Source organism: Marinilabiliales bacterium (genome assembly GCA_007695015.1).
Classification (GTDB): domain Bacteria; phylum Bacteroidota; class Bacteroidia; order Bacteroidales; family PUMT01; genus PXAP01.
The window spans coordinates 18,673-40,955 of the sequence record REEN01000036.1; the positions used below are offsets into that span (position 1 = coordinate 18,673).

18 protein-coding genes are annotated in these 22,283 nt (G+C 49.2%); 9 read left to right on the plus strand and 9 right to left on the minus strand.

Annotation, left to right across the window (positions count from 1 at the left end; genetic code table 11):
* Positions 1 to 7 precede the first annotated feature (7 nt).
* The 4 genes from EA408_03370 to EA408_03385 all read left to right on the plus strand — a co-directional run bounded on the left by EA408_03370 (position 8) and on the right by EA408_03385 (position 2,763).
* Entirely contained in the window at positions 8 to 238 is a 231-nt protein-coding gene (locus tag EA408_03370) for a 4Fe-4S dicluster domain-containing protein (GenBank protein TVR74158.1), read from the plus strand.
* 87 nt (positions 239 to 325) lie between these two features.
* Positions 326 to 1,390: a 3-methyl-2-oxobutanoate dehydrogenase subunit VorB gene (gene vorB / locus EA408_03375; GenBank protein ID TVR74159.1), complete on the plus strand. Its 1,065-nt coding sequence runs from the start codon at positions 326 to 328 to the stop codon at positions 1,388 to 1,390.
* A gap of 7 nt (positions 1,391 to 1,397) precedes the next feature.
* A complete protein-coding gene (locus tag EA408_03380; protein ID TVR74144.1) occupies positions 1,398 to 2,192 on the plus strand; it encodes a 2-oxoglutarate oxidoreductase in 795 nt (264 codons plus the stop codon).
* Positions 2,193 to 2,202: 10 nt separating this feature from the next.
* Positions 2,203 to 2,763 (plus strand): 2-oxoglutarate ferredoxin oxidoreductase subunit gamma, encoded by a 561-nt coding sequence (locus EA408_03385; GenBank protein TVR74160.1) that lies wholly within the window; start codon positions 2,203 to 2,205, stop codon positions 2,761 to 2,763.
* Between the two features lie 49 nt (positions 2,764 to 2,812).
* Here EA408_03385 and EA408_03390 read toward each other — a convergent pair whose 3' ends face one another.
* The 6 genes from EA408_03390 to EA408_03415 form a co-directional block, all read right to left on the minus strand.
* Positions 2,813 to 3,490 (minus strand): nicotinate-nucleotide adenylyltransferase, encoded by a 678-nt coding sequence (locus EA408_03390; protein TVR74145.1) that lies wholly within the window; start codon positions 3,488 to 3,490, stop codon positions 2,813 to 2,815.
* Positions 3,471 to 4,049, minus strand: a complete 579-nt coding sequence (locus EA408_03395; GenBank protein ID TVR74161.1) for a guanylate kinase — start codon at positions 4,047 to 4,049, stop codon at positions 3,471 to 3,473. Before EA408_03395 ends, EA408_03390 begins: the two co-directional genes overlap by 20 nt.
* Positions 4,049 to 4,930, minus strand: coding sequence for a YicC family protein (locus tag EA408_03400; protein ID TVR74162.1), 882 nt, complete (start codon positions 4,928 to 4,930; stop codon positions 4,049 to 4,051). Before EA408_03400 ends, EA408_03395 begins: the two co-directional genes overlap by 1 nt.
* Positions 4,931 to 5,063: 133 nt before the next feature.
* On the minus strand, positions 5,064 to 6,458 hold the full coding sequence (locus EA408_03405; GenBank protein ID TVR74146.1) for an MATE family efflux transporter: 1,395 nt from the start codon (positions 6,456 to 6,458) through the stop codon (positions 5,064 to 5,066).
* A gap of 137 nt (positions 6,459 to 6,595) precedes the next feature.
* Positions 6,596 to 8,662 carry a M3 family peptidase gene (locus tag EA408_03410; protein ID TVR74147.1) on the minus strand — a complete coding sequence of 689 codons (2,067 nt, stop codon included), beginning with the start codon at positions 8,660 to 8,662 and terminating at the stop codon, positions 6,596 to 6,598.
* 235 nt (positions 8,663 to 8,897) lie between these two features.
* The gene (locus EA408_03415; GenBank protein ID TVR74148.1) at positions 8,898 to 10,220 is read right to left on the minus strand and encodes an acetylxylan esterase; all 1,323 of its coding nucleotides are present in this window, start codon (positions 10,218 to 10,220) and stop codon (positions 8,898 to 8,900) included.
* A 182-nt stretch (positions 10,221 to 10,402) separates the two neighbouring features.
* Here EA408_03415 and EA408_03420 point away from each other — a divergent pair, with 182 nt between their 5' ends.
* Positions 10,403 to 11,293 (plus strand): sugar phosphate isomerase/epimerase, encoded by an 891-nt coding sequence (locus tag EA408_03420; protein ID TVR74149.1) that lies wholly within the window; start codon positions 10,403 to 10,405, stop codon positions 11,291 to 11,293.
* A gap of 178 nt (positions 11,294 to 11,471) precedes the next feature.
* A complete protein-coding gene (locus tag EA408_03425; GenBank protein TVR74150.1) occupies positions 11,472 to 12,212 on the plus strand; it encodes a hypothetical protein in 741 nt (246 codons plus the stop codon).
* 35 nt (positions 12,213 to 12,247) lie between these two features.
* On the opposite strand, the gene EA408_03430 is transcribed toward EA408_03425, so the two are convergent.
* Positions 12,248 to 13,177, minus strand: a complete 930-nt coding sequence (locus tag EA408_03430; GenBank protein ID TVR74151.1) for a sugar phosphate isomerase/epimerase — start codon at positions 13,175 to 13,177, stop codon at positions 12,248 to 12,250.
* A gap of 74 nt (positions 13,178 to 13,251) precedes the next feature.
* Entirely contained in the window at positions 13,252 to 15,708 is a 2,457-nt protein-coding gene (locus EA408_03435; GenBank protein TVR74152.1) for a T9SS C-terminal target domain-containing protein, read from the minus strand.
* Positions 15,709 to 15,798: 90 nt separating this feature from the next.
* Here EA408_03435 and EA408_03440 point away from each other — a divergent pair, with 90 nt between their 5' ends.
* The 3 genes from EA408_03440 (at position 15,799) to EA408_03450 (ending at position 21,906) form a co-directional block, all read left to right on the plus strand.
* On the plus strand, positions 15,799 to 17,388 hold the full coding sequence (locus tag EA408_03440) for a T9SS C-terminal target domain-containing protein (protein TVR74153.1): 1,590 nt from the start codon (positions 15,799 to 15,801) through the stop codon (positions 17,386 to 17,388).
* Between the two features lie 41 nt (positions 17,389 to 17,429).
* Positions 17,430 to 20,363: a T9SS C-terminal target domain-containing protein gene (locus EA408_03445; GenBank protein TVR74154.1), complete on the plus strand. Its 2,934-nt coding sequence runs from the start codon at positions 17,430 to 17,432 to the stop codon at positions 20,361 to 20,363.
* Positions 20,364 to 20,463: 100 nt separating this feature from the next.
* The gene (locus EA408_03450) at positions 20,464 to 21,906 is read left to right on the plus strand and encodes a glycoside hydrolase family 10 (GenBank protein ID TVR74155.1); all 1,443 of its coding nucleotides are present in this window, start codon (positions 20,464 to 20,466) and stop codon (positions 21,904 to 21,906) included.
* Between the two features lie 75 nt (positions 21,907 to 21,981).
* On the opposite strand, the gene EA408_03455 is transcribed toward EA408_03450, so the two are convergent.
* Positions 21,982 to 22,283 (minus strand): hypothetical protein (locus EA408_03455; GenBank protein TVR74156.1); only part of this gene is annotated, 302 nt, incomplete at its 5' end.

A 22,283-nucleotide genomic window follows, 5' to 3' on the forward strand; every position in this document is an offset into this window, starting at 1 on the left:
CGATACTATGGCTAAACCAAAAGGTTCCATAAAAGTTGACAGGGAGAGGTGCAAAGGCTGCGAGATATGTGTGCTGGCATGCCCTACCGGCGTCATAAGCCTTGCACGTGAGGTTAACAGCAAGGGCTATCATTTTTCCTATATGGAAAACCCTGATGCATGCACCGGCTGCACAAACTGTGCAGTAGTCTGCCCCGACGGGGTTATCACCGTTTACAGGAAGAAGGTCAATACCTGATAATAAGTAAGTTGCTCCGGGATATGTTGTCCTGCTTTGAAAACGGGAACAAAAACTGAATACCAATTATCATATTCAATATTCAACATGAAGGAACTTAAACTGATGAAGGGGAATGAGGCAATAGCCGAAGCTGCGATCCGTGCGGGAGCCGACGCATACTTCGGATATCCGATCACCCCTCAGAGTGAGATACTCGAATATCTTATGGCCGAGAAACCACATGAGCGTACAGGCATGGTGGTACTGCAGGCTGAAAGCGAAGTGGCAGCCATCAATATGGTCTACGGAGGCGCTGCCTGCGGCAGAAAGGTGCTTACGTCCTCCTCGAGCCCCGGTATCAGCCTGAAACAGGAGGGGCTATCTTATATTGCAGGTTCGGAGCTTCCGTGCGTGGTAGTGAACGTGGTAAGGGGAGGACCCGGACTGGGTACTATTCAGCCTGCGCAGTCCGATTATTTCCAGGCGGTCAAGGGTGGCGGACACGGTGATTACAGGTTGATAGTGCTTGCCCCGCAGTCGGTTCAGGAGATGGCCGATTTTGTGGACCTTGGATTCGAGCTTGCATTTAAATACCGCAACCCGGTAATGATACTGACCGACGGTGCACTGGGACAGATGATGGAGAAGGTATGGCTGCAGGAACAGAAGCCGAGGATGAAAACCTTTCCTGAATGGGCCACTACCGGAAAGACACCTGACAGGGAAAGAAACGTAATAACGTCGCTGGACCTTGATTCGGCCGAACAGGAGAAATTCAACCTGAAACTTCAGGAGAAATACAGGAAGCTGGAGGCGGAAGAGGTGCGGTTTGAGCATACCGAAACAGAAGATGCGGAATACCTGCTCGTTGCTTACGGCACAAGCGCCAGGATCTGCCAGAAATCAGTCCGCCTCGCCCGGGAGAAGGGTATCAAAGCCGGACTGCTGCGGCCTGTTACTCTGTTCCCCTTTCCAAAAAAACCTCTTATGGAGCTTGCGGGAAAGGTAAAGGGTATACTGACCGTTGAGATGAGTACCGGCCAGATGGTTGAGGATGTGAGGCTGGCTGTTGAGTGCAAAGTTCAGGTGGAGCACTACGGCCGTATGGGTGGAATAATACCGACTCCGGAAGAGATAGTTGACGCCCTCGGTAATAACTTCTTAAAATAGGATCATTATGGCAGAAAATACCGGCATAAAAGATATAGTAAAGGATGAAAACCTTGTCTACCAAAAGACAAGTGTTTTGACTGACAACGTGATGCACTACTGTCCGGGATGCGGGCATGGAACTGCACACAGGCTGATTGCCGAAGTAATCGAAGATATGGATATACAGTCCGATACCTTAGGTGTTACACCGGTTGGATGTGCTGTGTTGATGTACAACTATCTTGACATTGACATGCAGGAAGCGGCACACGGCAGGGCGCCGGCAGTAGCCACTGCCATTAAAAGGCTGATGCCCGATAAATACGTGTTCACTTACCAGGGAGACGGCGACCTTGCGGCTATAGGTACTGCAGAGACAATACATGCTTGCAACAGGGGTGAGAATATTGCAATATTCTTTATCAACAACGGGATATACGGGATGACCGGGGGACAGATGGCGCCTACCACCCTTTCGGGCATGAAATCCTCTACCTCTCCCTATGGCAGGGATGTGCAGATGATGGGCAACCCGATGAAGATGACCGAGCTGGTTGCACAACTTCCCGGCACCTGGTATGTGACGAGACAGACCGTTCACACCCCGGCAAGTGTGAGGAAAGCAAAAAAGGCCATTAGGCAGGCATTCGAGAACCAGAAGCTGAAGAAAGGGCTGTCGCTGGTTGAGATAGTGTCGAACTGCAATTCGGGCTGGAAAATGTCACCCGTAGAAGCAAACAAATGGATGGCCGAGAATATGTTCCCTTTCTATCCTCCCGGCGATATCAAGCTGGAAGGCAAACTGGTTGTTAAAGAATAATACATCAGATATGACAGAAGAGATCATCATAGCAGGATTCGGGGGACAGGGTGTGCTTTCAATGGGCAAGATCCTGGCCTATTCGGGTATCATGGAAGATCAGGAGGTAAGCTGGATGCCTTCATACGGGCCCGAGATGCGCGGAGGTACCGCAAATGTGACGGTCATCATGAGCGACGAACCCATCAGCTCGCCAATAATCAACAGGTTTGACACCGCCATAATCCTTAACCAGCAGTCGATGGACAAGTTTGAGGATTCGGTCAAGCCCGGGGGACTGCTCCTGTATGACGGAAACGGCATAACAAGGCATCCCGAAAGGAAGGATATAAAGGTATACCGTGTTGATGCGGCCGAAGAGGCTGCCAGGATGGAGTCGGCCAGAATATTCAATATGATAGTGTTGGGCGGCTTTCTCAAGATAAAGCCACTGGTGAAGATAGAGAATGTGAGAAAGGGAATTGCCGAATCGCTTCCCGAGAGGCATCACGGACTGATACCCCTGAATGAAAAGGCGGTTTTACGGGGGATGGAGATAGTAAAAAAGGTGTTTGAACCCGCCCCGGAATAGTTTCTGTTGCGCCCCCTTTTGGGGGAATGCCGCAATGGGGTATGAACGGTCACCTGTAGAGGCCCTTCTTCTCAATAAAATCGTATGCCGCACCCGGCACGAATGCCCGCATGTCGCGTCCCTCGCTCAGTGAACGCCTTATAAACGAAGAAGATACGTCAATCATAGGTGCTTTTACAAGTTTCGCACTTATGAACCCTTCAATGGCCCCGGCATCGCTCTCCGGCCTCGGATAAACCAGAAAATCACACACTGCTATAAGCTTATCGCCATCCTTCCATTTCCTGATACTTCCAATATTGTCGGTGCCTGTTATGATACTGAATTCCCTTCCGGGGAAGTCAACGGTAAGCTTTTGCATAGTATCATAAGTGTAGGAGGGAACAGGCATACCAAATTCCACGTCAGACGCCCTGAAAGATTTATAAGGTTCTATGGCCAGCTTTACCATTTCAAGCCGGTCGGCCGGATCGGCAAGGCTGTCCTGTCTTTTAAAAGGGTTTTTAGGGCTCACGATAAACCATATCTCCTCCATGCCTGCAAACTCCTTCATGTAGGCAGCGATGGCAATATGGCCAATATGTACCGGGTTGAATGAACCGAAGAGAAGTCCGGTCCTTATGGTCTTGTATTTTCTGGCAGCGTTCATTATTGCTGATGGTTTTGACATTAACCTTACCGGGCCAGCCTGATCCCGGCGGGTTTTGTTATTCCTGCGGGTTTTCAAGAAAACGGCTGACGGTTTCGTACAGTTCTTTCTTTGCCGTGTCGAGGACTTCGTTTACTATGATAACATCAAATTCGGCGGCACGTTTCATTTCAGCACCGGCTTTTTCGATTCTCCTGGCAAGGTTTTCAGGGCTCTCGGTTGACCGTTTAACCAGTCTCCGCTCCAGCTCTGCCACCGAAGGGGGCATTATGAAGACTGCCAGTGCCCGATCTCCAAACTGCCTTTTGATGTTAAGTCCCCCAACCACATCGACATCGAAAACAACATGCATGCCCATGTTCCAAATACGCCTTATCTCACTCTTCAGTGTTCCGTAAAAATGGTCCTGGTAAACCTCTTCCCACTCAACGAATTCACCCTTATCAATTTTTTCCCTGAACTGAGCGGCTGACAGGAAATAATAATCCTTCCCTTCTGTTTCGTGCGGCCTTTCGGGGCGGCTGCATGCTGATACCGAGAAGGCGAGAGGCAATTTCCGGTTCAGCAGGTAACGCACCAGCGTTGTTTTGCCTGAACCAGAAGGGGCAGAAATTATGACAAGTTTCCCCTCCATGATCACAGGATGTTAAGGGATTGTTCCTTTATCTTTTCCAGGTCATCCTTCATCTGGACGACAAGTTTCTGGATATTGAAATCATTTGCCTTTGAGCCGATAGTATTGATCTCCCGGCCTATCTCCTGGCAGATGAACCCTATCTTCTTGCCGGCCGTCTCCTTCCCCGAAAGGGTCTCCCTGAAATATGCCATATGGTTTGACAGCCTCACCTTCTCTTCGGTTATATCCAGCTTTTCGAGGTAAAAAAGTATCTCCTGCTCAAACCGGTTTCGGTCAACATTATTGTTGCCAAGGAACTCGTTGAGGTTTTGCTGCAGCCTTGCGCGGATTGTTTCTATCCTCAGGGCCTCAAATTGCTCAATTTTGCCGAGGTTCTCTTCGATATCAGCAATTCTCCTGACAAGGTCGGTCTTCATTGCTTCTCCTTCGTCACCCCGGTATTTGTCAACCTGCCCGAGCGCCTCCCTGAAGCTGCCGTATATTTTCGCCCACTCATTTTCATCGGCACCGGTGCGGCCCGTGATCAGTATATCGGGCATTCGCATGGCAAGCTTCATGAGCTCGAGGTTGTGGTTGCCGGTAATTCGCAGATCGGCGGCTGTCTTGCTGAGCTCTTCAAAATAGTGCCTGACGGCGTTCCTGTTGATAACCGGAATATGTTCGGTGCCGGTATGATCAATTGTTACTACGACATCTATTTTTCCGCGGCAGAGCACCTGGGAAATATCGCTGCGCAGCAACGCCTCCCTGTCCCTTAAAATACCGGGCAGCTTGATGTTGATATCAAGGTTCCGGCTGTTCAGCGAGCGCATCTCAATCGTCACCTTTTTTTCAGGTAGTTCGCAGGTTGCTTTGCCGCACCCCGTCATTGACTTTATCATGGTGTAAAAAGTTACCGGTTCAGAATAATTATCTGCTAAGATATTTTTTTTATTGATACAATTCTTTTTACCCTGGCTCATTTGCAACAGCTGACATCAATTTTTATTTCCGGCCGCAATATGGGGCTCCTGTTTACACCTGTTCATCTGCAACGGTTTCTGCTGTATCTTCAGAAGGATTAATCCCGCCGCGGCCATATCCTGTAACTTTCCTGGTTTTCCATCTTCCGGTGAGGTAATAGCCGTAGGAGAGGATGGTGCCAGATATCCATCCTATAGGTATTGCCCACCATATTCCTGTCTCACCCATGGCTGGCGACAAAATGAATGCAAGGGGAATTCTAATAACCCATAAAGAGAAAAGGGTGAGGAACATGGGTACAAGCGTGTCGCCGGCGCCGCGCATCACACCTCCCACAATGAACATTACGGTAAATGTTATATAGAAGGGGCTGACTATATTGAGATAAGTTGTACCGTAATTCACCACCTCCTGGTCGGGAGTGAAGAAACCCATGATCTGTTTTCCCCATAACAGCACCAGGATTGTCACCATAACAGTTATCAGGCTGCCTATTGAGAGAGTTGACATGAACCCCCTTTTTACACGGTCGTACCTGTTTGCGCCTATATTCTGACCTGTAAAGCTGGTAACAGCCATGCCGAAATTCATGGCTACCATTGCCGCCAGGGAATCTATACGCTGGGCGACTGAATAGGCTGCGATAACATCGGTCCCGAAAGTGTTTACAATTCCCATCAGGGCCATCATCCCAAGCGCCACGAAAGTATGCTGAAGTCCGCTCGGCACACCTATCCTGATGCTGTTATAGAAAATATTCCGGTCAAACACCCAGCCCGTAAATGAGAACTTCATTATCAGGTGTGTGCGGTTCAGATAGATGATCGCTGTTACAAAAGCCCCGCCCTGTGCGATTATTGTCGCCCATGCCACTGCCGCCACACCCCATCCGAAGACCAGTATGAAAAGCAGGTCAAGTATGATGTTTACAACCGATGAGATGATAAGAAAATATAGGGGTGTTTTGGAGTCGCCCAGTCCCCTCAGAATGGCGCTTGTCCCGTTAAAGCCGAAAAAAACTATCATGCCTGCCATGTAAACCCTGAGATAATCCCTGGCCATGGGCATTATCTCTTCGGGCAGTTGCAGGAGCCGGAATATATCTTCGGTGAAATATATGCCGGCCACTGATACTATGAGCGCGGCAATGAACATGAAGATATACATGGTGTCTATGGCCCGCTTCACCTTTTCGTACTCCTTGGCCCCGAAATATTGTGCTATTATTATCGTGGCACCTGTGGCAACGCCGATTATCAGCGAGATAAGCGCGAATATCACGGGGAATGAGGCTCCCACTGCAGCCAGCGCATCCTTCCCGAGAAAGTTGCCGACAACAAGGCTGTCGACAATATTGTACAACTGCTGGAATATATTGCCGATAAAAAGCGGTATTGCAAACCTCAGTATAAGCTTACCCTCTTTCCCTGTTGTCAGATCCTTCACTGGTCAAATTGTAAGATGCAAAAGCCGGGACGAATGAACACACAAAGTGTCGACTCCTGGCATGCCTTCAATCGATAAAACAGTCAGGGCCGCCGGTTTCGTGGGCGACCCTGCAAACAGTCTGTTACCGTTATTAATTATTTAAGTCCCCTCTGCCTGAGCAGCGGGCCTATCTCGGGTTCCCTGCCGCGGAAGTTGACGTACATCTCCATTGGCTCCATGGTGCCGCCCCTTTCGAGAATATTGGTCCTGAAGCTTTCTGCGGTCTCCCTGTCAAACAGGCTGGTCTCCATGAACGCCTCAAAGGCATCGGCATCAAGCACGCCCGACCAGATATAGCTGTAATATCCTGCAGAATACCCGCCGCTGAATATATGGCTCAGATAGGTGCTTCTCCAGCGGGGCACTATCTCGGGTATCAGACCTATCCGTCCGGTTGTCTGATCCTCAAAGCTTATGGGATCCAGTTCTTTCTGCTGCTCAAGCGTGTGGTAGTCCATGTCGATAAACGCAGTGGCAAGATACTCGACAGTCGCAAAACCCTGGTTAAAGTGCCCTGCTGCCGTGATCCTGTCAATAAGATCCTGCGGGATAACCTCGCCTGTCTCGTAGTGACGGGCGAACATGGTCATCACTTCGGGGTGCCTGGCCCAGTTCTCCATCACCTGTGACGGAAGCTCCACGAAGTCCCTCGGGACCGAGGTCCCTGCAAGTCCGGGATAGGTTACATCAGACATCAGTCCGTGCAGCGCATGCCCGAATTCATGGAAGAAGGTGGTATATTCATCGAAAGTCAGCAATGATGGCTGTCCCCCGGTGGGCCGGCTGAAGTTGCAGTTTATGGTGATAACAGGGTGTATGAATTCGCCGTCTGTGACCGACTGCCCCCTGAACCTGCTCATCCATGCGCCCCCGCGTTTACTGGGCCTGTTGTAGTTATCCATGTAAAGGATGCCAAGGTGTGAGCCGTCAGCTTCAAGCACCTGGTACACCTCTGCATCATCGTGATAGGTCGGGACGTCATCAAGCTTCACAAACCGGAGTCCCCAAAGCTTTTCAACCACCATGAAAGTACCCTCAATCACATTATCCATTGAAAAATAGGGCCTCGTTTCGGCCTCGTCGAGATCAAACTTCTCCTTGCGAACCTTCTCGGCATAGTACCTCCAGTCCCACGGCTCAAGCGTGAACCCTCCGCCTTCGCTGTCGATCATGGCCTGCAGTTCCCTGACCTCATCTTTGGCTACCGGCAGGGCCGCATCCCATAATTCATCAAGGAAATCACTGACCCTTTCAGGTGTGCCGGCCATGTTCTCTTCAAGCACATAGTGTGCATGGGTAGGGTATCCGAGCATTCCGGCCCTTTCTATTCGAAGGTTAACTATCTGCCTGATGTTTTCCTTGTTGTCGTATTCGTTGTCGTTGTTGCAGCGGTTGATATAGGTCTTTTTCATCTTTTCGCGCAGATCGCGGTTGTCGGCGTAGGAAAGGAACGGCATCACGCTGGGGTTGTGGTGTGTGAACACCCATTTACCTTCATGTCCCCGCTCCGCAGCGACCTCGGCGGCGTTGCTGATCAGATCAGAAGGGAGACCCGCAAGGTCGGCTTCATCTTCTATAACAAGTTCGAAGCTGTTTGTTTCATCACGTATATTATCACCGAACTGAAGGGTTAACATTGACAACTGCTGGTTGATCTCCCTGAGCCGTTCCTGCTTTTCGGGGTCAAGTCCGGCACCCCCGCGTACAAACCTCTTGTATGTTTTATCCAGGAGCATGGCCTGCTCGGGGTTAAGGCCGAGGTTATCCTTCTGGTTGTGTACGGCCTCTATTCTTTCAAAAAGGGCGGCGTTCAGCAGGATGTTCGTGGAATGTGCCGACAGTTTGGGGGTTATCTCGCGAGCAATCTGTTGCAATTCTTCGTTGGTATGCGAAGAGTTGAGGTTACTGAAGATACTCTGCACCTCGCTCAGCAAATAGCCGCTGTAGTCAAGTGCTGCAACAGTATTCACAAAAGTTGGAGGCTCGGGATTGCCGGCAATAGCATCAATTTCATTGTTGTGCTCTTCCATGGCCTTATCAAAGGCTGGAATGAAATGTTCGCTTTCTATCCTGTCAAACGGTGGCAGGTTAAACGGAGTGTTAAACTCGGCAAGAAGAGGGTTCTCCTCAACCACCGTGCAGGAAGAAGCAGCTGTTATCATGATCAGAATTAAGATTATTTGTCTCACTTTTAATTGAGTTAGGTTAGAATTTTTACAGTTGCAAAAATAGCTATTCTTTAAGATTATGTCAAATATGCCCTTACAGATAGTCACAACCCTCTGTTCAACTCGCCAATCCCACAATTTAAGCAATCCTGCTAAAAAATAAATATGGTTGGATGAAACCCGCATCAGCCTTCAGCAGAAATATTAACATGATTGCTGAATTGTTGAGCTATTGTCTTCCCAGGTGCCTGTCGCAGAAGTCCATCCACGCCTCCCATTCAATTGCCGTCATGTCATGGCGGCCGGGACGTATAAAAAACCCAAGCCTTGAACTTACCAGTTGGTTCTGGGGAGGCATCAGGTTTGTTTCAATACCTTCAACACCCAGAAGTTCATAAACAGGTGTTGCCGCTACAAGCATATTGAACTGCCCTCCCGGGTCGGCCCACTCATCGTCAGTTGCATTGGTAAGCAGTAAAGGCCTTGGAGCTGCCAGGGCAATGAGCGAATGCTGGTCAAAGGGCAGCCTTTCAACATGATTGTTGAACTCCTTGAATGCATCATTGAACCAGTGCGGGAAGACGGTGTTGATCCTTTCAACGCTCTCGCCCACGTTGAACCTGTTTGGAGAGGTGCCGCCCGACCCGGCCTGCGAGGGTATTATAATATCAATCCTTTCATCAAAAGCGCCTGCCACCATGGCCGCCTTTCCCAGCCTGGAGTGCCCGATAACAATAATTCCGTCATTGTCAAGATCAGGATCCTCAACAATATAATCCACCCCCCGCTTGATGCCCCATGCCCATGCAGACACAACACCCCATTCGTGGGGCCCCGGACGTTCCTGCTGTTCGGTGAAATAACCCCTGTGTACTCCCTCTGTAAAGCCGCCGTCATAATCGGGAGATATTTCGCCGGCATATATGGTGGCTACGGCATATCCACGGTCAATTACCATCTCGTAGGGCCATCTCCATTCCCTTATACCGCGCTGGTCGTCATGGGCCCTGTTGTCGGTAGCACCTGTCCAGCTGTTGTTGACCCATGCCCCGGTAAGAGGTATTTCGGGAAAATCAGCTGTGGTATGATTTCCTGGGAAATTTAGCCCGAAAAAAACAGGGACCGGCCCCTCCCTGTCGTTTGGAATAACGATCATCATGGAAACCTCGGGAGTGCCCGGGGGACCAAACCTGAGAGTGACAAGCTTGAGGGTAGCCTTTCCGTCGAATTTCGTGTTGTCTGTATAATCGATGGTATAAGAAAAATTTTCAGGCGGGGCAGGGGAGTAACCATACATGTAGTGCTTAAACAGTGAAATAAGCTCTGGTCTGCGTTTCTCCTTCCAGTCCCCGACCGAAGTCACCGGCGTTCCGTCAAACATCACCAGCGGGTCGGGCAGCTGTCTGATAACGGGCAGTCCGGAGACCGGCGGCCAGCTTTCAGGCAGGGAACCGCAAGGCAAAGAGCCGGTTCCTGAGTCATGTTGCAACCCGTTTGATTTCAGATAACTGCACGACAGAAAAAGGATGCATGTTATAATTGTAATTCTCATTCTCATTCTTATTTGCATTCTCATGGGTTTTGGTTTACGGACAGAAGTCCAGGTCGAATATAGCAAATTTAACGGATATGACCGGGATACCTGAAATTTGACGCATCAATAAGTAACTATTTTTAATAAATTGCAGGCTTATGGATAATATTTGTATTTTTCAGTATTAACCTGATAGCATTATGAACAGAAGAGAATTTACCAGAAAGTCAGCCCTGGCATCGGTACTGCTCTGCGCCATGCCATTGCCGGGCATTGCCTCACCGGGATCATCCCGCGCTATAAGGAAAGGTATTATGTGGGCAACGATTGGGGTGGGGGAGACGGTTGCCGCAAAGTTCGAAGCCGTAAAAGAGGCAGGGTTCGAAGGGGTGGAGGTCATGAGCCACATGGACAGGGATGAGGTTCTTGCCGCAGCTGGGCGGACCGGACTAAAGATACCAAGCGTGTGCAACGCCTTGCACTGGGAGTATCCTCTGTCTCATCCCGACCCCGCCGTACGTGAAAAAGGCGTTGATGCGCTCGTGCATTCACTTGAAGATGCAGCAGCATTTGGCGCGGATACCGTTTTACTCGTTCCCGGCCGGGTAAGCGCCGAAGTCACTTACGACCAGTGCTGGGAAAGGTCTGTTCCCGCAATCAGGAAGGCCCTGCCCGTTGCCGAAAGACTGAGGGTAAACATTGCTATCGAGAATGTCTGGAACAATTTCCTGCTGAGTCCCCTCGAGGCAGCCAGGTACGTTGATCAGTTCGGGAGTCCCTTTGTGAGGTTTTACCTTGACTGCGGCAATATCCTCCTTTATGGCTGGCCCGAACAATGGATAAGGATACTTGGCAGCAGGATTGCCAAGGTCCATATCAAGGAATTCAGCATGCACCTGGCCAACACAGAGGGCAGGGGAGCCGGCTTCAGGGCCCCGCTGCTCGAGGGAGATGTCAACTGGCCCGGGGTCATGAAGGCGCTGGATGAAATTGGTTACACCGGGTGGGCCATTACCGAACAGTCAGGCGGCGACACTCCCGAAGGCCTTGCCGACCTGGTCTCCAGGCTTGAGAAGATTCTCAAAAGCTGAACAGCAGTAATTCCATAATTCACTTTCCTGCCGGCTAATTGTCCGCCTCCCTGTTATTAACATCACTTTAATAGCTTGGCATACAGGCTTGTAAGATTTGTGCATGTATTGTATTCTGGCACGTAAATTGTTATTGGTGTGAAGATCTTTATTAACTTAATTAACCTGCTTTATACAGATGAAAACAAAAGAAAGCCTTTCGTTTTTTGTGCTTGCCCTTTTTGGGGCCGCTATACTGGTTTTTAGCGGTTGCAAGAAAGATGACGATGATCTTAACGGAGATCCTGACTCAGTGAAAGACTATGATGGCAATGTCTACAAAACTGTAACCATTGGCAGCCAGGTATGGTTTGCTGAAAACTTGCGTACTACAAAGTACCGTAACGGCGATGCTATTCCGACAGGGCATACCAAAGCAGGATGGGCCGGTTTAGCCACAGGGGCCTACGCCGTTTACCCACATTCAGAAATTGATGGTTTTACATCCGGCGCGGAGGTGCTCCAGGGCTATGGCGCCCTCTACAACTGGCATGCAGTAAAAACAGGCAAGCTATGCCCTGCAGGCTGGCGCATACCAACCGACGGGGATTGGACAACCCTTACTGACCACATTGGCGGCTCAGGCATTGCGGGAGGCAAACTTAAAAGTACCCGCACCACACCCGTTGCTCACCCCCGCTGGGAAAGCCCCAACCTGAACGCAACCGATGAGTACGAATTCTCTGCCATTCCCGCGGGGCTTATTTCTAATGATGGAGAACCCCTGTTTAACGGGTATGCCGGTTACTGGTGGTCCTCAACTGAACAGGAGACAATTGGTGCCTGGTACAGGGCAATGATCTGGGAGAATGGTGAAGTGATCAGACCGGTAGTAGATAAGAAATTCGGCTTCTCCGTTCGCTGCATCAAGGAAAACTGATAAGACTGGCGCCAGGCAGACGAAAAGTTTCTAAATTACATAAACACTTTCCTTGCAAACTCAATATTGGCTTTTGTATCCTCTTCGAATCTGTTTTCCCGTCCGCTTGTCTCCAGTATCAGCCATTTGTCATAACCAATATCGCGCAGGGCAGCTGCGCATGCTTCCAGGTCAACCTCTCCCGTTTCATCAAAAAGGTTCTGGTTCCACCTGGTGTTTTTGAGATGTATCTCGCACATGCGGTGATTGCCGATCATCCTGATCTCTCCGGGCACGTCATATCCGTTGTTCCATGGATTTGCGGTATCGTAGTATATCTGTACCATGGAGGAGCCTATCTCATCTATGATCTGAAGATTCTGGCGGGCAGTAAGGGTGTTCTCAAGTCCGATGACTACTCCAAGGTCTTCGGCACGGGGAACAATCTGTTTGATGACGGCAATTACCCTCTCAACATCCTTTTCCTTCCACTTGTATTCAGGGAATTTTCCTGTCGAGATATTTATGTAACTGCCTGATTCGTCTCTTTCGAGGAGGTCGCCGTTGCCAAAGAAGGCAGTCAGAATATTTGTTGAACCCAGCGCTGCTGCAGCCTCGAGGGCGTCTACCACGAATATGGCGGACTGCGGTTCGGTGGCAAGGGGTATCTCATTGAGGATGCTGCCTGCTGCCACGGAGGGAAATACGATGCCATGCTGTTTGCCCAGATCAAGGTACTTTTCCCTCACGGCTTTTTCACGCAACGGCATATTGCCGGGCGATGTTCCAACGCTTACCTGGATCGCTTCCAGTCCGACCCCCGCCGCCCTTGGAATATAGGAAGGATCGGCTGACCGGCCCAGGTTCCAGTCACATATCCCGATGCCGGCAGGCCCGGGATTGCTGCATGAAGCAAGAACGGTTGAAGGAAGTCCTGCAATAACCGCAGCTGCAATGCTTTTTTGAATAAATGATCTTCTGTCCATATGAATTCAGTTTTTTTCCTGCCTTTAAGATTTGAATATTGATCGTCCAAAATAACAAAAATTACCCTTAAAAATCAGTTAATCACAAGAAATCTGGCACTGCCTGCCGGATATCCCATGTTCAGGACCCGTAATATATAGATTCCTGATTGTAGATTTGCAGTGTCGAGAATCTCCGATGATTTACCATATATATTGTGTGTTTGCACCATTTTTCCGCTATTGTCAAATAGATGGATGCTGCCTGTTTCAATTGGTTTGGCAAACTCAATAATCAGTAATGATCCATATGACGGGTTGGGAAAGATCCTGAGTTCCGGCAATTGTGATTGGTTTGTAAATGATATGGATGTGGGAATGTCTGCTCTGCCATACATTATTCCGCGTCCTCCTGTTGCACAATATACAAGCCCTGCTGTGCGGAGGTCTCCGCTAATATCCCTTACCCTGCCTGCAGGCATCTCTCCCAGTGAAATATTTGTCCACGTTTTCCCGTAATCAGCCGAAAGGTATATTGCTTCAGTACCTTCAATCACTGCAGCTATATATATTGCAGGATCTTCCGAGTGTGGCATGGGTTTTCCAAAACCTATGCCTCCTACTGATGATACTCCTGGAACTTCTGACCATGAAGAGCCATAGTCTGTAGAGTGAAAAAGCTTACCCCTGTTGGTGTGGAAAAACAGGTGTCCCTCCCTGAATGGTACGGCCTTCAGCTTGCACTGATAATGCTGTGGCAGGCCGGAGTAGACTTTTGAGAAAGTTTCGCCGCCATCATCACTGCGGTAAAGTGCTCCTCCGTCATTTTGAAGATAATAGTAGAAGTAGTCACCATTCACCCTGTCTGATGCAAGAACCAGGCTTTGCGCCCAGTGGTGGGTGGCACTGTTGCGGATTGCCGGGATCCCTGATGAAGGGTGCCAGGATTCTCCTTTATCATTTGTATAATGCATCTGCACAATAGGCACTGAGGAAGCATCATTATGAGGAGCCCATACCCATCTGCTTTCATCTGTGGCGGAGATAGCGATATTGCCATTATTGAAATCAGCCGGTATTGACGGAAAAGGCCTCCAGCCTTTTCCGTTGTTGGTGGTATAGAGATGACGTTCTTCGGCTACATTATGCATCTGGCTGCCAACTATCACAGATACCGACGGATTGCCGACACAATAATCCATACCGGTCCCTATACCGAACTGATCGCCGAAGATTGATTTTGATGGCACCTGATCGACATTGTCGTGAGCGAAGGCAATCTTGTCCATTACCAGCGAGAAGACTGCCTTGCCATCGGTTACCGGCGGCACATGTACCTGTCCGGCAACCAGCTCCTCGAGGTTGTCCATCCGGGTTACCCATTGAGGGTTTGCGGCTTGAATATTACTTGTAACATAAACGCCGAATCCATTCGGTTGCCACACCTTGTCTGAATTAGCTTTGTCAAACATTATGTGGGAGGTATAGGTCCACGGCACATAGGTGGGATACCATGACGGTTCGCTAAGATTGCTGAAGCGCACCGGCTTCCAGCTCTCACCACCGTTCAGACTGAGGTGGATGCCTTTCTCATATCCGGGCTTCCACTGAATTGCAATAACTTTGTCAGGGTCATCGAAAGCAGTGTCAATACCACTGAACCCTCTCCCGTTATTATCTGCGGGTGTTACATCAATGAGCCTTCCCCCTGAATATCTGTAAATCCTTCCATCTTTGCCGTCATGTCCCCATTCGGATTCCTGGTCGGTATAGGTTACAAACAGGGTCCCGTTTGTTGAGACTGTTCCCGAAACCGGTCTGTGAGTCAGGGAATCTGGCCCGCCCGGCAATATTTTCCAGTTTTCCCCCGCGTCGGTTGTCATATAAATGCCTTTACCCTGTACGCCAGCATAGATTATTTGAGAGTTAAGGGTTCCGTTTCCGGACCTCTTGTCTATTGCAGTAAAAATATTTCCTCCCCCCGATCCGGGAGGGACCTCTCCTGTATCGATCTTTTGCCATGTTTCTCCTTGGTCCGGACTTCTCCACAGGCCATCCTGCTCGGAGGCGTAAAAAAGAACTTTGCCGTTATTATTTGGGTCGACCACGAGTCTCTTCCCTCCCCAGCGAAAATAAGCGGAATTCGGGTTCACATGTATATCAGGAAAACCCTCAAGCTTTTCCCATGTATCACCCCTGTCTGATGATTTAAGAAGCAGGGGGCCAGTTGTTACTGAATATAGCAGACCGGGGTCAGATTCGCTCATTGCATCACCTGAAACACCTGGAGCATTAAAGGCATCCATGAGTGGTATCCATCTGTTGTTTTCAGGATCCCAGCGGTAATTTCCACCAACATCGGTTCTGGCAACCACATAACCGGGGTCAGCAGGATGGGCATTGATGCCAGTGACAAACCCCATTCCCTGGAATTTTACATTATCCCAGGTAAATGATTGGGCATGGCCTGTCAGAGGGCAGATAAGAAGGATGAAAAATGTAAGTAACAAAAACCGTCTCTCAATATTTTTCGCATGAGTCATATTAGTCATGTTTTGACAGGTATTGGATTTTTTTGCTTTATTCAGCTAAAATAACTATTTATGCCTCTTTAATAATACCCTGGATTGAAAAGTTTTGAAATGAAGGTGACAGCCCTTTTGGTTTTTCTGTTTCTCATTACTCCTCTAACAGCACAGAGAATTTACGTTGACGGTAATATTTTTAAGGTGGACGGGAAGCAGATCTGGATAAACGGAACCAACACTCCATGGAACAGATGGAATGAATTCGGCGGCAATTTTGATGAGGAGTTCTGGAGGGAGGAGTTTGAAAGACTTACTGTATATGGTGTCAATTCCACCAGGGTCTGGTTGTCATGTGATGCAGACGGACATATCCGGATAACTGACAGCGGATACGTTACAGGTCCTGCAGACAAATTCTGGACCGATCTTGACAAGCTGATGGAGATTGCTGAGACTTACCAGATATATATTATGGCAACCCCCATCTCATTTGATCATACCCGTCAGGGAAGAGACAGAGATGCCTGGAGAAATATGTATGCAAGTGCGGACAACCGTCAATCATTTGTTGAAAATTATATTAAAGATTTGGTTATCAGGTATAATGACAACCCGTGGTTCTTTGCAGTTGATGTTGCAAATGAGATTGAATGGGTTTGGGAAAATCACGGGGTTGATCGCGATGATGTTATTGATCTTATCGCCAGGGTAGCAAACGCTGTACATGATAACAGTGATATTCTCGTGACCCAGGGAATGGGAGCGGGGCCGAAATACTGTTCTTCTGTTTTTCCTGACGGAAACCTGGTAAGCGACGAGTCACTAAGTTCAAAACAACCAGGAGCTTATCTTGATTTTTACAAATTGCACTATTATGAATGGCAGAACCAATGGTTTTCGAATCCGTTTGACAGATCCCCCGGGGATTGGGGAATAGATGATAAGCCTTGTGTTATTGGCGAATGCAGAGCAAATGGCACGAATGCCGGTTATACCTATCGGGAAGCTGTATTCCGGGCGTTTGATCTTGGATGGCAGGGGATTATGCCATGGACCTCTAATCCAATCGGCCATCTAGGATCAATTTACGATCACGGCCCGGGAAGCCTTGCTTTTACCCGTGCCTACCCTGAACTGGTTTATCCTGTAGATGGGCCTCAGACAGTTGCGGTTACAGGAGTGCAGATAATACCGCCGGAGGATACAATGATCGTTGGTACCACTCTCCAGTTAACTGTTTCTTTTCTCCCGGAAAATGCATCCAATACCTATGTTTCATGGAACAGTAGAGATGAAACAATTGCAACGGTTAATTCCGGTGGACTGGTAGCCGCTTTAACCCCGGGAAACGCATCAATTGGCATTGAAACTCATGATGGAGGTTATAAGGCTAATGCCGAAATCACTGTAATTGATGTTGCAACAGTTATACCGGGGTACTCAACCGGTGATGCAAACGGACTTAACCGGGAGGATATTTTAATAGCACCTAATCCTGCAGGAAATTTTGTTACAATAAAAACTCCTGTCGATGAATCAGGTTTTCGAGTGGCAATAGTTGATATGAAAGGGACACTTATCAGGAAGGGAACTCTTAATGCAGGGGAAAACCTGCTTTGCCTTGATAATTTTGAACCCGGAATATATTTTATTAGGATCTCCAATAAGCGGGATTCTTATACTACGAAGCTTTTGATCAAATAAATCTGAATAATATAAGATAAACTTTCAAACATTGATACACCATGAAAAACATTAGACTTAAGGTAAGGACATTGATAATTCTACTTTACCTCTTTATTCCTGTCATGACTGCAGGCCAGTCTGATTCGCCATTCATCATTGTCGATCAGTACGGATATCTGCCTGATGCGCCCAAGATTGCCGTAATTAAAGATCCCCAGGTGGGTTTCGATTCTGATAACTCTTTTACCCCCGGTTCTCTTTATGCAGTCGTCAACAACGCAACGGGTGATACGGTTTTTACCGGTACACCTGTATCATGGAGGGACGGGGGGACAAACGCTTCGTCGGGCGACAGGGTGTGGCACTTTGATTTTTCAGAGGTTTCGGCTACAGGCACCTATTTTGTGGCAGATGTTGAAAAGAATATCCGTTCCTACAGGTTCAATATATCACCCTCGGTTTATAACGAGGTGCTGCGGCAGGCCATGCGAACTTTCTTTTACCAGCGCTCTGGATTTGCAAAGGAAGAGCCTTACGCCGAGCCCGGGTGGGTTGATGGGGCAAGCCACGTCGGACCGGGACAGGATTTGAATGCCCGCCTGTTCAATGCAACAAACGATCCGGAAACCGAAAGGGATGTAAGCGGGGGATGGTATGATGCAGGCGATTACAATAAATATACACGGTGGAACGCAAGCTATATCGTGTTAATGATGCAGGCCTATCTGGAAAGGCCGGAGGTGTGGACAGATGATTTTAATATCCCTGAGTCAGGCAATGGGATACCCGACCTGCTTGATGAAGCGAAATGGGGCCTTGATCACCTGCTCCGGATGCAGGAAGAGGATGGCGGGGTGCTGAGCGTTGTGGGGGCCGCTCATGCCAGTCCCCCCTCTGCCGCAACTAACCCCAGCCGATACGGTCCGCCCAGTACTTCCGCCACATCGGCGGTCGCAGGTGCTTTTGCCATAGCATCTGGAGTTTACCGCTCAATAGGCATGGAAGATTATGCTGATCTGCTTGAAGAAAGCGCAATTGCGGCATGGGACTGGGCTGAGGCCAATCCAAATGTGATATTCAGAAATAATGACCCGGCTTTCGGCTCACAGGGACTGGCTGCAGGTCAGCAGGAGACCGATGATTATGGCAGATTGATGGGAAAGCTGAGGGCGGCATGTTTTCTGTTCGAGTTGACCGGCGACGAAAAGTACCGTGAGTTTTTTGACAATAATTATCGAAAGGTCAATATGTTCGCATGGAATTTTGCTTTCCCTTTTCAGTCCGAAAACCAGGATTTCCTGATTCATTATACAACGATTGATGGGGCAACTCCTGATGTTGTAAACGATATAAAAAAGGTATACGGCAGCGCTATGATGAACGGCAGTGAAAACTGGCCGGCAATTACCGGTAAAAAGGATCCATATATGGCACATATAGCGGACTATACATGGGGGAGTAACGGTGTTAAGAGCCGGCAGGGCATGATGTTTTACAGCCTCTTCCAGTACGGTTTCGACCTGCTTGACTCTGCGCGTATTGCCGATGCAGCCATAGGTTACATTAACTATACGCATGGCGTCAATCCGTTAAACTTCAATTACCTGTCAAATATGTTCCGCTTTGGCGCGAATAACGGGGTGAGGGAGTTCTATCACACCTGGTTCAGGGATGGCAGCAGAACATGGGGCAGGGCGGGCAGCTCCACTTACGGGCCGGCGCCAGGCTTCCTTACCGGAGGCCCCAATCCCGGCTACGACTGGGATGACTGCTGCCCTACAGGTTGCGGATCCACTTCAAACAACCAGCTATGCTATTCAGAGTCTATCTATCCGCCGAAAGGCCAGCCCGACCAGAAATCGTACAAGGATTTCAATGCTTCATGGCCGCTGAACTCATGGTCGGTTACCGAGAACAGCCTTGGTTACCAGCTTCCATACATACGCCTTCTTTCCAAGTTCGTCAACCCCGAATATGATTGCAACGGCGACCTGAACGGTGAGGCGTTCTATGATGCCTGCGGCATCTGTTCAGGCGGGAATACAGGCCGCGAACCTTCAGATGATCCCGGCAACTGCGCGGTACACCGGCTGGAGGTTATTGCAGAGAATGGATCGGTTACTGTTCCCGCACCTTCGGACGGAGAACTTCATAATCATGGCCGGATAATGAGGGTAACCGCCACTGCCGACAGCGGGTATGTCTTCGCAGGGTGGACCGGAGATGCCAGTGGAACTGACAATCCCCTGACAATAGTTATGAACGTTGACAAGGAGATCATTGCGAATTTTGCCGAAACTTTTACGCTTACGGTAAACAACGGCAGCGGCAGCGGTGATTACGAGGAAGGGGCCCAGGTTGAGATTGAAGCTGATACACCTCCTGAGGGGCAGATCTTTGATGTGTGGACAGATGATGTTGAACATGTTGCTGATGTAGGCAGCAGCAGCACCACAGTCACCATGCCTGCAGAAGATATAACCGTTACGGCTGTTTATGCTGCCAAACTGTACAACCTGACTGTAAATCATGGCAGTGGCAGCGGTGATTACGAGGAAGGGACACAGGTTGAGATTGAAGCTGATACACCTCCTGAGGGGCAGATCTTTGATGTGTGGACCGGTGATGTTCAGACGGTGACTGATATTGACAGCAGTATTACTACCATCATAATGCCGGCTGCCGATATTTCCGTTACGGCTACTTTCATGGATGATACCCTTAGCGTGGGGATCATATACCCGGGCACCGGCCAAAAGGAGGTTACACTCTATCCAAACCCTGCTGCAGGGGAGGTGAGGATCATTGCTCCGGGTTTTGACGCGGAGGCTGTTGTGAGTCTGTTTGACATAAACGGGGCCATCGTAAGGCAGGAGCTTCTGGGTTCCGGAGGTGAACTGCTGATCAATACTTCATCCCTGCCCGGGGGAAACTACCTGATACGGGTATCTTCAGGCAGTAAATCAGTGTATGCAAGGATGATCCTGCTTTAACAGGCAACTTCGCATGTTACAATAAATTTTAAACAGATCACCCGGCATCCATTACCGGTAAAATTTACCTGAATGCAGGCTGGTCAAAAACATAATACAGATGAAAACCGTAATTTGCCTTTTTATCAGCATCATGTTACCGTTTTGCACAGCTCTTTTTGATACAGGGATATCTTACGGTCAGCCCACCAGTGAAAAGATCAGGGAGATGGAATCCCTTATCGGGTCGGGGAGCTCCGGGGAGTTGCTGTCAGTTAAACAGGAGATAGAAGAGGATTACCTGTCTGTGGCCAGGCATAATATCGAACAATACCGAAAAAGTGGTGCGGTACTGGTGTTTACCGGCGCGAACGGGCAGCCGCTTGAGAACATTGAGGTGAAAATTGACCAGGTTTCGCAGGACTTCCTTTTTGGGGCACTTCTTTTCGAGATTGCCGGCCACGCTTCAGCCCGGCCATATAAAGAGGATGAATTCAAAGATAGATTCAAAGCCCTTTTCAATCTTGGGATACTGCCATTCTACTGGGCAAGCTACGAAAGGACAGCCGGTAACCCCCTGTGGCAGCGAAACCAGTCCGCTCTGGAATGGGCGCTTGAGAACGGCATTACATTAAAGGGACATCCGCTCGGCTGGACAAGTCCGGCCGGCACGCCGCAGTGGTTGCTGGGGCTTCCGCCGGAAACGGCAACAGACCTTTACAAGGCAAGAATCCAAAACAATGTTATCGGTTACAAGGGGAAGATCGACATATGGGATGTTGTGAATGAGCCGGTAAATACCGTTCCCTGGGATGTTGCACTGGCAGACACCGACAATGACAACAGTCTGAGATATAACGTGACCGGATATACAACTGACGATTTTGCCGGCTGGGTTGAGCAATCCTACAGGTGGGCCTATGATGCAAATCCTGATGGCGATTATATATTAAATGAGTATTTCACACTGGCAATACCGGAGATACGGGACCGGTTTTATGATCTGATCAGTGAACTGGTAAGAAGGAATACACCGATAAGCGGAATAGGTATCCAGGGGCATGAACCGAGGGAGATGTGGTTCTCACCTGTTGAGATGTACAAAACCTTTGATCTTTACAAGCAGTTTGGCCTTCCTCTTCATATTACCGAATTCATTCCGCAGTCATCCGGAAAAGATATCACAGGCTGGCGTGAGGGGGTGTGGACAGAAGAGACCCAGGCGGAATTTGCAGAGCAGTTCTACACCCTGGCATTCGGGCATCCTTCGATTGCTTCAATAACATGGTGGGCATTTACAGACCGCAATGTCTGGCTCGAGGGCGGGGGATTGCTGGATGCGGAATACAACCCCAAACCTGTATATGACAGGCTGAAAAAGCTTATTAAAGATGAGTGGATGACAAGGAATATTCACCTGGTAACTGATCCTGGCGGCAGTATCTCCTTCAGGGGATTCTTCGGGAGATACGACGTGTCGGTCACCAAACCCGACGGCAGCACGGTAAAATTTGATGTACACCTTCAGGAAGGAGAGACCAACTACTGGCAGTTTACCTTATAAAGCTCAGTCGCCAGGGGGCCGTCGCCGGCGTCGGATCATTTCAACTATGCCTTGCCGTTACGGCGAATCTCACACTCAGGCTCCAGGGGCAGTACCCGGCACCGGTGGTTCAGGCTTTATGTCGACAGGCCCCATGACATATTCACGCGGACCGAGACGCATGCCCGATTCCATCATTTCAGCCCATGTCACATCCCTGCCGGTATAGGCAGATTCTCGGCCCATGATGCCCACCAGGGTGGATGATGCAACATTCAGTGCTTCGTTTACCGGGTTGTTGGTCCTGATAGCGGTTACCAGGTTAATGATCTCCTGGTCGTAGGGGTTGACGGCCACCCTTGACATCTCCGAACCGGTGCCTTCAACGGGATAGTCAT